The sequence below is a fragment of the Trichothermofontia sp. genome (genome assembly GCF_053493415.1).
Genome location: NZ_JBRCAD010000051.1, coordinates 1 through 15,191, shown reverse-complemented (window position 1 = coordinate 15,191; position 15,191 = coordinate 1). Strand labels below are relative to the sequence as shown.

Sequence of the window (15,191 nt, the reverse complement as noted above, 5' to 3'; positions counted from 1 at the left end):
CACTATCGCCTATTCCCTAGTTCTTTGTACACCCTGTTCTGGTCAGTCCCTTGGCTCACGTTTCCTCCCCTTCATTGCTGACATAGCCAGCGGCGGGGGCTTCCTGGGATTCGAGGGCGGCCCGCAGGGTATGCCAGGTTAGGGTGGCGCACTTGATGCGGACTGGGAATTGGGCAACGCCTTGCATGACATTGAGTTTGCGCAGTTCCTTCGGAAATTCTGCCTCGCCCTTCATCATCTGCTGGAAACGTTGCACCATCTCCAGGGCTTCGGGAACGGTTTTTCCCCGTAGGGCTTCGGCCATCAGGTCCGCTGAGGCGATCGCGATTGCACAGCCTTCGCCCTCAAATTTCACATCAGCAATCCGGATCGCGTCGTCCGTTGTATCGGGTTGGCTGAGGCGCACCGTCAGTTCGATCGTGTCCCCGCAGGAGGGATTGTGGCCCCGTTGCTGGCGATCGATGGGATCGGTTTTGCCCTTGTGGCGCGGTTTTTTGTAGTGGTCGAGGATGACCTGTTGGTAGAGGTCACGCAGATTGCCCAGGGTCATGGCCTGTAACGTTTTGTAGGGGTGTCCGTTCCGATCCTAGCAGGGCTGTCTCCCCTCGGTCGGGCGATCAGCGTCAGGGTGCTTTCGGTGCAAATGGCATGGAGGGGCCGATCCCAGGGATCAATGGGCAGCTTAGGCACGTAGGCAAAGTCGAAGACGAGGCCGATCGTTGGCTGCGGGTGCCAGTCCGGATCGGCCAGCAGGCGATCGTAATAGCCCCCCCCATACCCAAGGCGATAGCCCCGGTGATCGCAGGCAACCGCAGGTACCAGAATCAAGTCCACCTCGGCGGGCGTAAGGCGGTGGGTGGTGGCTAGGGGTTCCGCAATGCCATATTGGCCGGTAATCAGGGGGGCACCTGGCGACCAGGTATGCCAGAGCAAATCATTGCCCAGGCAACGGGAAAATCCCCAGCGGCGATCGGGGTAGGCGGTAATCAGGGGCATCAGGTCGGGTTCCTGGCGGATGCTGAAGTAGGCCAGGATGGTTGTTGCCTGTTGGAACCAGGGGGACGATCGCAAATGCTCGCAAATGTCTTGGCTTTTTTGCTGCCATTCCTCCACAGACAAGGCCCGACGCTGTTGGAGGTATTGACGCCGCAGGTTTGATTTTGAAGTTGTTAGTGACATCTTGAGATACCCACCATTCCCCTACTCATGGGTTAAATAGGTATAGCGGCTCAGGCTGCGCTCGTAGTTAGAGAGCAACAACTGGGATTCCTGGAGGGTAATGCGGTGATCTTGGAGCGCTTGCTCCGTTTGTCTGCGAATATTTTCCACCAAATCTTCCGAGTTATACTGCACGTAACTGAGCACCTCCGTCATCGTATCGCCCTTGACCACGTGTTCAATTTCATAGCCCTTGGGCGTGAGTTTAATATGGATGGCATTGGTGTCGCCAAACAGGTTATGGAGATTGCCCATAATTTCCTGATAGGCTCCCCCTAAAAAGAGACCTAGATAGTAGGGTTCCTCCGGATTAAGTCGATGAAGTTCCAAGACGGATTTCACATCCCGTAAATCAATAAACTGATCGATTTTGCCATCACTGTCACAGGTGAGATCAGCTAGCGTGGCTCGTTCCGTGGGTTCCTCGCCCAAGCGGTGAATCGGCATAATTGGAAAAAGTTGATCGATCGCCCAGCTATCGGGAACGGATTGGAAGACGGATAGGTTGACGTAGTAAATCGACGCCATGATCTTTTCCAAATCCTCCAGATCATCCGGCACATAGTCCTGCTGGCGCACGATCTGTTGAATTTTACGACAACAGGCCCAATAAAGTCGTTCTGCCTTGGCCCGATCGCGTAAGCTCAGGTAGCCAAACACAAATAAACTGACGGCCTCTTCCTTAAATTGGGTGGCATCATGATAGGCTTCCTGGTAGTTTTCCTCGTTGATCGATTGATAGGTTTCATAGAGATTTCGGACAATCAAATGATCATCCTCTTGGGCTGGTTCTGGGATGGCACTAGGGACTTCACTGATGCCCAACACATCAAAAATAAGGACCGATTGATGGGAAGCGATCGCCCGTCCACTTTCGCTAATCAGGATGGGCACAGTGAGCAGTTGTCCCTCGCAAGCTTCCTTCACTTCCGCCACAATATCATTGGCGTAGTTCTGCATATTGTAGTTTTTGGAAGCATGGAAATTGGTTTTGGAGCCGTCGTAATCCACCCCCAAGCCACCCCCCACATCCAGGTAGCGCATATCGGCTCCAAGTTTGGCTAGCTGGACATAGATCTGGCTGGCTTCTCGGATAGCGTCTTTAATCACACTAATGGCCGAAATCTGGGAACCAATGTGGAAATGGAGCAGTTGCAAACAGTGGAGTAAACCCGCCTCACGTAATTGTTCCACCGCGTCCAGAATTTCGGGAATGGTCAGGCCAAATTTGGCCCGATCGCCCGTGGAACAGCCCCACCGCCCAACGCCCTTACTGCTGAGCTTGGCCCGTACTCCCACGATCGGCTCAATCTTTAACTTACGGCTGGCCGCGATGACGAGGGGAACTTCTTCCACTTGCTCCAAAACAATAATCGGTAACTTCCCAAGTCGTTGGGCCAGGATCGCGGTTTCCACATACTCGCGATCCTTGTAGCCATTGCAAATTAACAGTGCCCCTGGGGTATCCAATAGGGACAGGGCAATTAATAATTCTGGCTTGGAACCCGCCTCTAGACCAAATTGGTGGGGCTTACCAAAACGCACCAGATCCTCCACCAAATGGCGGTGCTGATTACATTTGACCGGGAAAACCCCCTGATAGGTCCCGGTATAGCTATAGCGGGCGATCGCCTTCGCAAAGCAGGCATTTAAGCGCTCAATCCGATCCTCCAAAATATCGGAAAAGCGGATTAACAGGGGGAGGTCTAAATTCCGTTGCTTCAAGGCATTGACTAATTCAAATAAATCCAGAGACCCCCCCCGATCGGCCTTGGGCGAGACGGTGACATGGCCCGCCGCGTTGATCGAAAAATAGGGTTCTCCCCAGCCATTGATGCGATATAGCTCTTCGCTGGCTTCGATCGTCCACGCGGATGACGCGATCGATGTCTCAACCCGCGATCGTCCTGCCTCAGTGCCAGTCTGGGACGATCGTGCCTGAGTCTGCGCCTGCGCACCGTTCTGAGCAATGGCAGTTGATTGTTGTGACCTCGAACCCATTTGCGCGATCTCCCTCGCCTATGCGACCGATTGTCAGTGTATCGTATCTATATTTGCCCAGTCTTAGTGAGTCGCCAGGAGCACAGTGTCGTGGAAAGAACGTTTATTGCGATTAAACCCGATGGCGTCCAGCGGGGATTCGTCGGGGAAATCATTGGCCGTTTTGAGCGAAAAGGCTTCACCTTGGTGGGGCTGAAGCTTCTCAATGTGAGCCAGGAACTCGCCGAATCCCACTACGCTGTTCACCGGGAACGTCCCTTTTTCAAGGGGTTGGTGGAATACATCACGTCTGGACCAGTGGTCGCAATGGTGTGGGAAGGGGATGGGGTTGTTGCTGCGGCCCGCAAGTTGATCGGGGCGACCAATCCCCTGACGGCAGAACCCGGCACGATTCGGGGGGATCTCGCCATCAACATTGGCCGTAATCTGATTCACGGTTCGGACGCGATCGCAACTGCCCAACAGGAAATTGGCCTCTGGTTCAGTGATGCCGAACTCGCGGCCTGGGAACCCACCCTTGGTCCCTGGCTCCATGAATAAAACTGGCATCGGCCATCAGTAATCCTGAAGATTGCCCCCAGGAATGTCGGAACATCCAGCTCTGATATCCCCTAGGGTGCAATTGCCTGAAAAGCTTCTCCAGAAAGGGATTGAGCACTGTTCTTTTAATCCCAGCCCCGGTTTAGAACGATGATCGTCAAGGACCGGGGACTGGCGAGTCGCTAACCCCAGCCCGCTAAGATCGGCTTGGAAACATTTGGCAAAAATACTTCATGTTTCTTAATATGGGGAAGAGGTCTAGACGGGGTTAAAACATTGGTTGTGTTAGGAACCCTACCATTGCCAGGACAAGCCCAGGGGGGTGAACGGCTCCTTAGCCAGGTTGTGACGCGGGCGATCGCAGCCCTGTTTAAGCGTACCGAGCAATTGGAGGCAACGGTGCGGGTGGAGCCAATGGCGAAGCTGTTGCAAGGGAGTGTCGATGGTTTCGATCTCATGGGCAAGGGGATGTTGATGTACAACGGCCTGCGCCTTGAGGCAATGGAGTTGTACCTACAAGCTGTGGCGATCGACTTTGGCGGCATCCTACGCGGTCAGGTCACGCTGCGTCAGCCCACCCAAGCCACCATGCGGGTCGTGTTGACCGAGGCCGATTTGACCGCTTCCTTCAATACGCCTTTTGTCGTAGAAAAATTGCAGCGGCTCCAGTACGAGGGCAAACCCCTCCATTTCCGCGAGACGGTGATGACGATCGATGGAGAAACCAAGTCCCTCCGGTTGCAAACGCAAATCCAGGTCGGTGATGCAGCGACACCCTTGGCGGTAGATTTAACCACCCAGTTGGCAGTGGCCGATCGCCGCAAGGTGCAGTTTGTCGAGGTGGAATACCGGGGCGAACCGGCAGCGATCGCCCTCGGTCAAGCGTTGATCGCCCATGTCAACCAACTGCTTGATTTAGACAAGTTTGCCCTAGACGGGACCCAACTCCGTGTCGATCGGGTCCGGATTCAGCGCGATACGATCGTCTTCTACGGCACGGCCCGCATTGACCATTTTCCCCAGAACAAACGCCAGGCTGCCTAATAGCTTTGCCCCAGTAAGGTTTTCAGGTTGAGTTTGATCTTGGTATCCACCTGTTGCTGCCCCACGGCCAAACGTTCCCCTGTGATCCAGACAGCCTCAGGCCGAAAGCAGTAGAGCCGCCGAGGCGAGTCACCAAGATAGTCTTGGGGCGTGCGATCCGGCTGATTCCCAGCCCGTTCAAAGAGTCGGTGCATCGCCAACGCCACCTGTGGGGGGTCAACCTCAGCAGCACAACCCTGCAAATACAACCCTTTAGGACCTTCTACGGATCGATGGCTATTGTAGATAGCGATCACGGCACGTCCCTGATTATGGTAGAGATTTTGGGAGTGGCGAGCCGCGATCGCCGATGACCAGTAGATTCGCCAAGCTGCATCGTAGGCAAAGAATATCGGCGATACCCAGGGCCAACCGTCTGGCGAACAGGTAGACAGGGTACAGTAGGGGATACTGGCAATTAAGGCATGGGCTAAGGCAATTGTCGCCGCTTGGTCCGCCTCCAGGGTACTTACCCAACCATTGTCAGCAGTAGCAGGCTGCATTCTTAGTGACGCTCCTGTATAGTCAATCTCAACTCCTCATGAGTGTCGATGCCGAAGTGTCAATGCCAAGCGATTTCGAGCAAAATCAATCCTTATCAAAACATTTTGGCTCAAAGTGTGATACGCTTTGTTACGATAAGTAACGACTCGCCCATTCCGGTCTAACGCGGGTCAATGGCACCCGTCCCATCTGTGGACACCACATTCGGGGCTGCCATTTCATCTCATCCGTTCACTGCTCTTTGGCTGGCCCAGACGATTGATTTGGGATAAGGGCACCCCAGGAGCACAATCATCGTTAAGGACTCTATGACCTTTGAAACCCTCGGTCTCTCGACCGAAATTCTTCGTGCTGTCGCTGATCAAGGCTATCGCGAACCAACACCCATTCAGCAGCAAGCTATCCCCCTGATTCTGCAAGGGCGTGATCTCCTCGCCAGTGCTCAGACAGGGACCGGCAAGACGGCTAGCTTTACCCTACCCCTGCTGCACCGCCTCGGCAGTAACCGCCGTCCCCAGCGTCGTTCCTCTTCCCCACGGGCTTTGATTCTGACCCCCACCCGTGAGTTGGCGGCGCAAGTTGGTGAAAGTGTGCAAACCTACGGCCAGTATCTCCCCATGCGATCGGCGATCGTCTATGGCGGTGTGAAAATTGGCCCCCAAATCCAAAAGCTGCGGCGCGGGGTTGACATTTTGATCGCCACCCCCGGTCGTCTGCTCGATCACCTAGGGCAGGGTACCGTCACCCTAGAGCAGGTGGAAATGCTGGTGCTGGATGAGGGCGATCGCATGTTGGATATGGGCTTCCTGCCCGACATCCGCAAAATTCTGGCGCAACTGCCCCAACAGCGGCAGACGATGCTGTTCTCAGCGACCTTCTCCCCAGCGGTGAAGAAACTGGCCGCCGATTTGCTCACCGATCCTGTCCAGGTGGAGGTTGCGCCCCACAATACGGCGGCGGAGACGGTGGATCAACTGATTCATCCGGTCGATCGCCATCGCAAGCGGGAACTGCTGTCCCACATGATTGGCTACCGCAACTGGGGCCAGGTCCTGGTCTTCACCCGCACCAAGCATGGCGCGAATCGGCTGGCGGAACAATTGGCGAAGGATGGCCTCAAGACCGAAGCGATCCACGGCAATAAGAGCCAAGCGGCCCGATCGCGCGCTTTGGCCAAGTTCAAGCAGGGAGCGGTCCAGGTATTGGTCGCCACCGACATTGCGGCCCGTGGTCTGGATATTGATCACTTGCCCCATGTGGTGAACTTTGAGTTGCCAATGGTGCCGGAAGACTATGTGCACCGCATTGGTCGCACGGGTCGGGCTGGGAAGGAAGGGCAGGCCATCTCCCTGGTCAGTCCGGAAGAGTATACGCTGCTGAAGGGCATTGAACGCCTGCTCAAGCGGGATCTGCCGAAGGATGTGGTGCCGGGCTATGAACCGACGGCCCCGCTGCATTCGGGGGTGGAAATGCCCAGTCGCAAGCGCTCATCCAATCCCCGTTACCGGGGGAATCGTGACCAGGCGCGGGGAGTGGCCCGCCCCACGCAATTCTCCAAAGGAGATGCGGCGCGAACGACGGTTCCGGTAAAGCACGCCAAGGTGCCCACGCCGCGATCGGGTAAGCAGATCCATTCTGCCTAACGTTTACGCAGCAACAAATTCTGTGAATATCAGGGTAGACTTGGCCCATCAGCCGGGATTACCCTGATATTTTTGATCGACATTGCGACTGGACGATGGCCCTAGATCTGATTTTGCGAGATGGTCAATGGCAGGACAGGCAAGGGGCAGAGGCTCCCCTCAGTGGCCGCGATCGCGGGGATATTGGCATCGAGGGGAGCCAGATTGTGGCGATCGCGCCCCATCTCGATCTGACCGCTACCCAGGAAATTGCGCTCAATGGGCAATGGGTGAGTCCGCCGTTTGTGGAGTCCCACATTCATCTGGATTCGGCTCTGACGGCGGGGGAACCGCGCTGGAACCAAAGTGGCACGCTTTTTGAGGGGATTGAGATTTGGCGGGAGCGCAAGCAAACGTTAACCCAGGCGGATGTGGAGGCGCGGGCGATCGCGGCCCTTAAGCTCATGGCGGCCCAGGGCGTCCTGTTTGTCCGCACGCATGCCGACGTGAGCGAACCGAGTTTAGCGGCCCTCAAGGGTCTGTTGGCGGTACGTGAACAGGTGCGGGATTGGTTGACCCTCCAGGTGGTTGCCTTTCCCCAGGATGGGGTCTATGGCGATGCCCACACCGAAAAGCAGATGGCGGAAGCCTTGCGCCTGGGCGCGGATGTGGTCGGGGGGATTCCCCACTATGAACTGACGCGGGAGGATGGGGTGCGATCGCTCCAGCACATTTTTGACCTAGCCCAAACCTACGATCGGCTCATCGATATCCACTGCGACGAAATCGACGATGAGCAATCACGTTTTCTGGAGGTCGTGGCTGCGTTGACCCTGCGATCGGGCCTCGGCGCACGGGTTACCGCTAGCCATACCACCGCCTTCGGCTCCTACAACAATGCCTATGCCCTGAAGCTCATGGGCATCCTGCAACGCACGGAACTGAACTTTATCGCCAACCCCTTGATCAACATCACCCTCCAGGGCCGCACGGATACTTACCCCAAGCGCCGGGGTCTCACCCGCGTGAAGGAACTCTGGCAGCATGGCCTCAACGTTAGCCTGGGGCACGACTGCATCCAAGATCCCTGGTATGCCCTGGGGACTGGCAATATGCTTGAAGTCGCCCACATGGCCCTCCATGCTTGCCAGATGACGGGTCTTGCCGAAATCGATGCCTGTTACGACATGATCACCATCAACGGTGCCCGTACCCTGAATCTTGAGGACCGCTACGGGATTGCGGTGGGTAAACCCGCCAACCTGATCGTTCTGGATGCGGAAAATCCCTACGACGCCCTCCGTCGCCGTGCCACCGTCACCCATGTGATTGCCCAAGGGAAGCCCTTAGTCCAAACGACACCGCCGCGATCGCGATGGTTAACCTAGACCGACCCAGACCTCCGAGGTTTTGAAAACCTCGGAGGTCTTTCTTGGGTTATGAGAAACTTTAAGGGAATCTTGCATCCCGTTATCCTCCATGCCACGCCGAGATCTCACGTTCCAGCCAGGGCATTACTACCATCTTTATAATCGCGGCAACGATCGCAAGCCCATCTTCTTTGTACGGGAAAACTATCTGCACTTTTTGCGATTGATCCGCCGCTATTTAATCGAACCAACCCTGGATGTACTGGCCTATTGCTTGATGCCGAATCACTATCATTTGTTGGTGCAGTGTAAAACTGATGACGTGTCGGGGGCGATGATGCGGCTATCCGTGGCCTACACCAAAGCGATGAATCGGCGCTACAACCGGGTAGGGGTTTTGTTTCAGGGACAGTTTCAGGCGATCGCGGTGGATAGTGACGAGTATCTGTACCATCTGACGCGATACATCCACCTGAACCCGGTGAAAGCTGGGATCGTGGCTCACCCCAAGGATTGGGAGTTTTCCAGTTATCTTGACGATGCGGGCCTGCGATCGGGCACCTTACCAAAGTTGGAGATTGTGCAGCGGCAATTGGTGTCTGAGGCAGCATATCAGACATTTTTGAAGCCCGATGATGCGCCGCGATCGGCCATGACCAGAGAGCTTGCAACGAACCTGAAAGCGCTCATGTTGGATGAGTAGCCGTAAAAAGACCTCGGAGGTTTCTGAAACCTCCGAGGTCTAGGTCCTGGAGCTTACGCCAGGATTGCGGTACGCTGGAGAATCGAGCGTTGTGATGGAGAATCTCAGTGGATTTAACCCGTATTCCGGCCCAACCCAAACCTGGTTTGATTAATGTTTTGATCGAAATCCCCGCCGGGAGCCGCAATAAGTATGAGTTTGATAAGGACCTGAATGCCTTTGCCCTCGATCGAGTTTTGTATTCCTCCGTACAGTACCCCTATGACTATGGGTTTGTGCCCAACACCTTGGCGGATGATGGTGATCCCCTGGATGGGATGGTGATGATTGATCAGCCGACATTCCCCGGTTGTGTGATTGCGGCTCGTCCGATCGGGATGCTGTTGATGATTGATGGCGGCGATCGCGATGAAAAGATTCTCTGTGTGCCTGATAAGGACCCGCGCTATGCCGATGTTAAATCCCTGCGCGATGTGGCCTCCCACCGGCTGGATGAGATTGCCGAATTCTTCCGTAGCTACAAAAACCTGGAGAAAAAGGTGACGGAAATTCTGGGCTGGGAAGATGTTGATCGCGTCGCCCCGCTGGTGGAACAGTGTGTGCGAGCTGGACAAAAATAGATCCTGGGAATGCGGGGAAACTGACCATGAAGGATGCCAGTATGAACCCGCCACGCTATGTTTGGGCTGTCGGCGACCTGGCGGCACAGATCCCAGTCGGTGAACGGGTGGCCGATCGCTACCAGGTAGTGGCCCCCCAACTGTGGCAGGATACCCAACCCCAAGCCCTGCCGGAGATTCCCCGCGATTTACCCGATCGCGTCCGGCCCTATCTTTATCTCTATCCCCTGCGGTTGCACCTGCCCGTGGCCTACGGCTTTTGCCAGTGGGAACTTGCGGCTGATCCCCAGGCCGCCATTCTTCTCCTTGACCATGTCCCCATCAATGCGGGCGGTCAACTGTATCCCACAGTAACCGAAAGCTGGCCCTACGCTACGGCCTTACGGCAGGTCTATTGGTTCTGGCAAATCCTGGAACTGTGGACCCCCCTGTCGGAACAAGGCGTGGTTTCCAGCCTGCTGCATCCGGATAATGTGCGGGTGGAGGGCTGGTGTATTCGCCTGTTGGAACTCCACCAAGATAATCCCCTCGATCCATCTCCCCCTTCCCTGGCGACGCTCATGGATAATTGGGCACCCTGGTTGCCCCTCACCCAACCCGCGATCGTCGCGCCGTTACAACAATTGGCCGAAGAATTGCGATCGCAAACCGTTAGCCTGGGGGCCGTACTTGCCCGTTTGAATCAACTACTGCTGCACCAAGCCGCCCAGGTTCCCCTCCGGCTACGGATTGCCGGGGGGACAGATGCGGGTCCTAACCAAGCCCACAACGAGGATAATTGCTACCCCACCGAGGGCGATCTGGCCCATCAGGGCGTGCCGCCCCATAGCCTCTTAATTCCCGCCCTAAGCCTAGTGTGTGACGGCATTGGCGGGCATGAGGGGGGCGAGGTGGCCAGTCAGCTAGCGGTGCAAACCCTAAAACTCCAGATGCAAGCCTTGCTCACGGAAGTGGCTAGCCAGGAGGAACTGCTGGCTCCGGAGGTGGTGAGTGAGCAAATTACCGAAGCGATTCGGGTGGTGAACAATGTGATTGCCAGCCAAAACGACCAGCAACAACGATCGTCGCGGCAGCGCATGGGGACCACGCTGGTGATGGCGTTGCAATTGCCCCAGCGCTTTGGTGCAACGGCGACGGCCCATGAACTCTATTTGGCTTGGGTGGGGGATAGTCGAGCCTATTGGATCACGACTGACTATTGCCAACTATTAACGATTGATGACGATGTGACCACCCGTGAGGTGCGCTTGGGGCGGGCTTTGTACCAGGAAGCCCTACGCCAGCCAGAGGCCGGTGCCCTCACCCAGGCGATCGGGACCCGTGAAGCCAACTTGCTCTATCCTTCCGTGCAGCGATTCATCCTGGATGAGGATGGCTTGCTGCTCCTCTGCTCCGATGGCCTCAGTGACCATGATCTGGTGGAGCGGTGTTGGCAAACCCACCTAGTGCCGGTTTTGCGGGGGGAACAATCCTTGAGTGGCGCAGTAGACGCCCTGCTTAGATGGGCCAATCAACAAAACGGCCACGACAATACTTCGGTGGTGCTCACCTACTGTCGGGTCACGCCCGAATATCCGGTCCTGATTCATCCCCCCACCGTGGCCTTGGATCTCCAACCAGATCCTGATCGCCCTCCGACTCCAGCCACAAGTGACCTGGCGATCCCTGCCGAGGAACTGACGGCTGCCTCCAAGGCTTTGCTCTACGATACCGAACCCACTGCTGAACCCAGTCCTTCGACGGCTCCGTCAACCCCAACTCGACAGCGATCGCTCTTCAGGGGTGTACGCTCCTGCCTGGGCTTACTGGTGTTGCTCCTGTTGGGGGGCAGTGTGGGCCTGTTGGCCTGGTCACAGCTATACCCGGAAAGCTTCCAGGAGTTTCGGCTGAACCTACCGTCTACCCAGCGGGAAAGGGTACTGGATCGAAATTAATGCTGGGGGATTCCGTCAGCCATTGGGTATGAGGGATCACTCCTATGTGACGATAGAAAGAACCCAAGTTGCGATCGGGTGCGCATGGCAACGGTCCCCCCTTGGGGTATTTTTTTCATTGGCCTGTGGTAAGTCAGTATCGAAGAACACTATGAATCCTGATCTCAGTACGCTCCGTACCACCTTTGCGATCGGCACCCCGGTGCGGGTAAAGACATCGGTGATTGTCTATCACCACCCCGAACATCGTAACGAAGCCCGTGATATCAAAGGCGAGGAAGGGGAAGTGATTAATCTGGTATTGGATTGGCACGATCGCCCGGTGAGCGCCAACTGCCCGATCGAGGTCCGGTTTAATAAGCGCTTCCGCGCCCATTTCCGTGCTGACGAACTGGAGGTCATTAGCTGATAGGAGCGAGTGCGGAAGTTTTAGGCTAATCCTTGCCCCCGTTAGCCTCAGGAGATGACAAGTTAAGAGGATGTTTTAAAAGCTAAAAGGAGGAGCGTGGTTAAAACCGCGACGACGAACCTCGACGTTTGGCTATTCTAAAGAGTTGCTTTGCGTTGGTAGTGGCGACTTTAGCCGCCAAAACGACTTGTTTCTGGACTGTTCCAATATTCCCTTAGGGTACCTTGGCCCCGGTTAGCCTCAGTAGATGACAGATTTAAGGGTGGGATAGCCGTCTCGCTTGTTGTTCGTGGCAGGCAGGATGTCTACCCCACGCTGATTTCTAACCATTCAGCCCGTGAATTCATCCCCTTTGCGATCGCGGCTCACCTCGTTGGGTGAGGTCGGTGAGAATCCTGGCGTGTCATAAGTCGAGATAGCCCAATTGGCATCAACACAGCACCGCAAAAAACACGCTAGGAGGACGAAGATCGTGATGAATCGCTATGCCCATCGCCTAGTGCAGCTTGGTATTTTGCTATTCCTAATTGGCCTACTCACTGGCTTTGCTGTACCTTTACTTCAGAATCCCCGCATGGCCCTGTCTAGCCATTTAGAGGCAGTTCTGAATGGTATTTTTCTGGTCATCCTAGGGGTCATTTGGCCTCGGCTACAGTTAAGTCAAGCTTTGCAAACGACCACCTTTGGCCTAGCGATCTATGGCACCTTTGCCAACTGGTTAGCGACCTTGCTGGCGGCCATTTGGGGCGCAGGGGCAACCTCCATGCCGATCGCCGCAGGTACCTACCAGGGAACTAGCCCCCAGGAAATCTTGATTGCCGTTTTGTTATTCTCCCTCTCTGCTGCGATGGTGGTGGTCTGTAGCTTAGTGCTGTGGGGCCTACGTTTAGGGATTGACCCGGAAGTCGTCCCAAGCTCCCCCCGCGATCGCGCGGTGTCCTCCTGAACACGATCAGGAGGCAGACCAGGGATGCCCCCAATCAGTTACCCTAGGGATGCGTAAGCGGAGGTCGCCAACAACGGTTATGAAGCCTGTCACCTGTGTTTCCCTGGTCCTGGCCAGCTTGCTGTTCACGATCGCCTGTCGGCAACCCACGGCCTCCCAACCGGTAGACCCGTCCGCGCTCGCGACCCACCAGGCCCCCCCCAGCGCGTCCTCCCCGGCGCCGTTAGCCTCAGGAACCGAACCCACCGCAACACCGACTGGCCTTAAGGACAACCCGTCGCCTACCCCGGATGCCAACCCGACGACACCGGAAACATCCGTGTCACCGGCCAATCCCCAGGTGGTGTTAGCGGACCTGTACGATCGTCAGCAAGCCTTAGGCATTTGTCCTGATGGCTTTGATGCCGCCGTTTCGCCGAGTGGTTCGATTGTTTATCCGGTGGGCGACAACCAGTATCTTGTCCAAATGATGTGCTTTATGGCTGCCTATCAAGGGAGTTATGAATACCTCCTCTATGACAAAACAACAGGGGAAGCACAGGTGAAGGCCTTGAAACTGGCCCGCTTCCAAGAAGATGAGAATGGCCAGATTGCCCTGCTCGAAGAACAGCAGGTGGGCGGACTGCCGGAGTATGAACCGGGGCGACAGCAGTTAACCCTGTTGACCAAATTTACCGGGGCGGGTACCTGTGGCGCATTGGCCACCTATCAATTCCAAGGGGGGCAGTTCCAACTGGTTGCATACCGCGCCAAGTTTGACTGTGATGAAAACTTTGTTGACCCCAGTGAGTATCCACAGGTTTTCCCCTAGATACCGGAACGACGGCACAGCAAGTTAGCGTCCTAAAGCGTGCCTTCAGGTTAAAGTGGATGGGAAGTTTTTCAGTTGAATTGTTGCCACCCATGCCCAATGACCTGCCGGTACTGAGTGCCCAAGCACAGCACATGCTCCATGACTTGCTGCCCCAGGTGTGTCAAGTGGGGTGGGGGGCTGCCGAAATTTTGCGGAGTTACTATCGGGGGGAACCGGGGCGCAGCAATCTGGGTGTTCAGGAAAAGACCGATGGCCCAGTCACGGCGGCGGATATTGCGGCTAATCATTTCATCCTGGAGCGCCTGCGCACGATCGCCCACGGCTTAGATCATGGCTACCTGAGTGAAGAAACCTACCAGGCGGGCGGTAGTGCTAACCCCCTCCCCCAGGCATGGGTGTGGATCGTTGATCCGTTAGATGGTACCCGTGACTTTATCGAGCACACGGGCGAATACGCGTTGCATATTGCCCTCACCTATGGGGGGCGTCCGGTTTTGGCGGTCGTGGTTTGTCCAGAGTTGGAGAAACTCTACTATGCCACCTTGGGGGGGGGGAGCTATGTCCAAACCCTGGGGCAAACCGAGCCGGATCGACGGCTGTCGGTTTCGACCCGATCGCGCCTGGAGGATCTCACGCTTGTGGTCAGTCGCACCCACCGGGACGATCGCTTTAACCAATTTCTGAAGCGCCTACCCTGTTCGCGTCGTCATTTTGTGGGCAGTGTCGGTTGCAAAATTAGCGCCATTGTTGAGCAACAGGCCGACCTGTATCCCATCCTGTCTGGTAAGTCGGCTCCCAAGGATTGGGATTTGGCCGCTCCCGAATTGATTTTGACCGAAGCCGGGGGCCAGGTCAGCCGGATTGACGGGTCGCTGTTGCGCTATAACCAGGGTGATGTCAGCCAGTGGGGCGAAATCCTGGCAACGAACGGGTATGCCCATCCCCACCTCTGTGCCCTTGCCAGCGCGATCGTTCGTGAATTAGATCAGCATTAGTTCCGTCTCACTGCCCAACGAATGCGCTTCCTAGCGATCGTGCCCGGTTAATTTTGCCATCCTCGCGCTAAGACCGGCCCGATCGTTGGCAGGGGCAGTCTAACGGCTTGCAGGCGAACGTCTAACCACCGCAAGGCAAGATGTCCGTGTCACTGCTCTGTCGCATTCGTGAGATGAGGCCGGATTTGCCATACGGTTTGGCTCACTGGCTGCTACGGTAGAGCCTATGACCCGCAAACCCCACGACCAATTTGCCAAACAATACCTCAAAGGACTCCTCACCCCCTTTAGTGCCGAGTCAGAAATCAGCCTGGAAATCCCCCTCGGTGAACCCCAGCAGGTGGATCTCTGGTTTAAGCCCAACCCCCAACTTGCCACCCATCAGCACCTCCTCGGCCTCTTGGGGCAAATGCTCACCACCCCCGCCCTGCT

The 15,191-nt window shown here is 56.0% G+C and carries 16 protein-coding genes; 12 read left to right on the top strand and 4 right to left on the bottom strand.

The genetic code is table 11. The annotated features are described in order from the left end of the window. Positions 1 to 55 precede the first annotated feature (55 nt). The 3 genes from sufU to speA are packed head-to-tail and all read right to left on the bottom strand — an operon-like array spanning position 56 to position 3,219. A complete protein-coding gene (gene sufU, locus ACWIUF_RS04570) occupies positions 56 to 550 on the bottom strand; it encodes a Fe-S cluster assembly sulfur transfer protein SufU (RefSeq protein WP_448571063.1) in 495 nt (164 codons plus the stop codon). Beyond that, complete coding sequence (locus ACWIUF_RS04565) at positions 547 to 1,179, bottom strand: 5-formyltetrahydrofolate cyclo-ligase (protein ID WP_448571062.1); 633 nt, start codon at positions 1,177 to 1,179, stop codon at positions 547 to 549. The genes sufU and ACWIUF_RS04565 overlap by 4 nt, the downstream gene beginning before the upstream one ends. Positions 1,180 to 1,200: 21 nt before the next feature. After that, positions 1,201 to 3,219, bottom strand: a complete 2,019-nt coding sequence (speA, locus tag ACWIUF_RS04560; protein WP_448571061.1) for a biosynthetic arginine decarboxylase — start codon at positions 3,217 to 3,219, stop codon at positions 1,201 to 1,203. Between the two features lie 90 nt (positions 3,220 to 3,309). Here speA and ndk point away from each other — a divergent pair, with 90 nt between their 5' ends. Then, positions 3,310 to 3,759: a nucleoside-diphosphate kinase gene (gene ndk / locus ACWIUF_RS04555; RefSeq protein ID WP_448571060.1), complete on the top strand. Its 450-nt coding sequence runs from the start codon at positions 3,310 to 3,312 to the stop codon at positions 3,757 to 3,759. 300 nt (positions 3,760 to 4,059) lie between these two features. Next, positions 4,060 to 4,803 carry an LmeA family phospholipid-binding protein gene (locus ACWIUF_RS04550; RefSeq protein ID WP_448571059.1) on the top strand — a complete coding sequence of 248 codons (744 nt, stop codon included), beginning with the start codon at positions 4,060 to 4,062 and terminating at the stop codon, positions 4,801 to 4,803. On the opposite strand, the gene ACWIUF_RS04545 is transcribed toward ACWIUF_RS04550, so the two are convergent. Then, positions 4,800 to 5,345, bottom strand: a complete 546-nt coding sequence (locus ACWIUF_RS04545) for a pyridoxamine 5'-phosphate oxidase family protein (protein ID WP_448571058.1) — start codon at positions 5,343 to 5,345, stop codon at positions 4,800 to 4,802. The genes ACWIUF_RS04550 and ACWIUF_RS04545 overlap by 4 nt on opposite strands. Before the next feature lie 309 nt (positions 5,346 to 5,654). Between ACWIUF_RS04545 and ACWIUF_RS04540 the strand changes: the two genes are divergently transcribed. The 10 genes from ACWIUF_RS04540 to ACWIUF_RS04495 all read left to right on the top strand — a co-directional run. After that, positions 5,655 to 6,989, top strand: coding sequence for a DEAD/DEAH box helicase (locus tag ACWIUF_RS04540; RefSeq protein WP_448571057.1), 1,335 nt, complete (start codon positions 5,655 to 5,657; stop codon positions 6,987 to 6,989). Between the two features lie 95 nt (positions 6,990 to 7,084). Continuing rightward, entirely contained in the window at positions 7,085 to 8,356 is a 1,272-nt protein-coding gene (codA, locus tag ACWIUF_RS04535) for a cytosine deaminase (RefSeq protein ID WP_448571056.1), read from the top strand. 91 nt (positions 8,357 to 8,447) lie between these two features. Then, on the top strand, positions 8,448 to 9,041 hold the full coding sequence (locus ACWIUF_RS04530) for a transposase (RefSeq protein ID WP_448571055.1): 594 nt from the start codon (positions 8,448 to 8,450) through the stop codon (positions 9,039 to 9,041). Between the two features lie 107 nt (positions 9,042 to 9,148). Then, complete coding sequence (locus ACWIUF_RS04525) at positions 9,149 to 9,661, top strand: inorganic diphosphatase (RefSeq protein WP_448571054.1); 513 nt, start codon at positions 9,149 to 9,151, stop codon at positions 9,659 to 9,661. Positions 9,662 to 9,687: 26 nt separating this feature from the next. Continuing rightward, positions 9,688 to 11,595 (top strand): PP2C family protein-serine/threonine phosphatase, encoded by a 1,908-nt coding sequence (locus ACWIUF_RS04520; RefSeq protein WP_448571053.1) that lies wholly within the window; start codon positions 9,688 to 9,690, stop codon positions 11,593 to 11,595. Positions 11,596 to 11,746: 151 nt separating this feature from the next. Continuing rightward, a complete protein-coding gene (locus ACWIUF_RS04515) occupies positions 11,747 to 12,004 on the top strand; it encodes a ferredoxin-thioredoxin reductase variable chain (RefSeq protein ID WP_448571052.1) in 258 nt (85 codons plus the stop codon). A 472-nt stretch (positions 12,005 to 12,476) separates the two neighbouring features. Then, positions 12,477 to 12,950 (top strand): hypothetical protein, encoded by a 474-nt coding sequence (locus ACWIUF_RS04510; RefSeq protein WP_448571051.1) that lies wholly within the window; start codon positions 12,477 to 12,479, stop codon positions 12,948 to 12,950. A 79-nt stretch (positions 12,951 to 13,029) separates the two neighbouring features. Further along, positions 13,030 to 13,761 carry a DUF1176 domain-containing protein gene (locus tag ACWIUF_RS04505; protein ID WP_448571050.1) on the top strand — a complete coding sequence of 244 codons (732 nt, stop codon included), beginning with the start codon at positions 13,030 to 13,032 and terminating at the stop codon, positions 13,759 to 13,761. Positions 13,762 to 13,820: 59 nt separating this feature from the next. Continuing rightward, positions 13,821 to 14,759 (top strand): 3'(2'),5'-bisphosphate nucleotidase CysQ family protein, encoded by a 939-nt coding sequence (locus ACWIUF_RS04500; RefSeq protein WP_448571049.1) that lies wholly within the window; start codon positions 13,821 to 13,823, stop codon positions 14,757 to 14,759. Between the two features lie 226 nt (positions 14,760 to 14,985). After that, the coding region (locus ACWIUF_RS04495; RefSeq protein WP_448571047.1) for a hypothetical protein at positions 14,986 to 15,191 on the top strand (206 nt) is incomplete at its 3' end.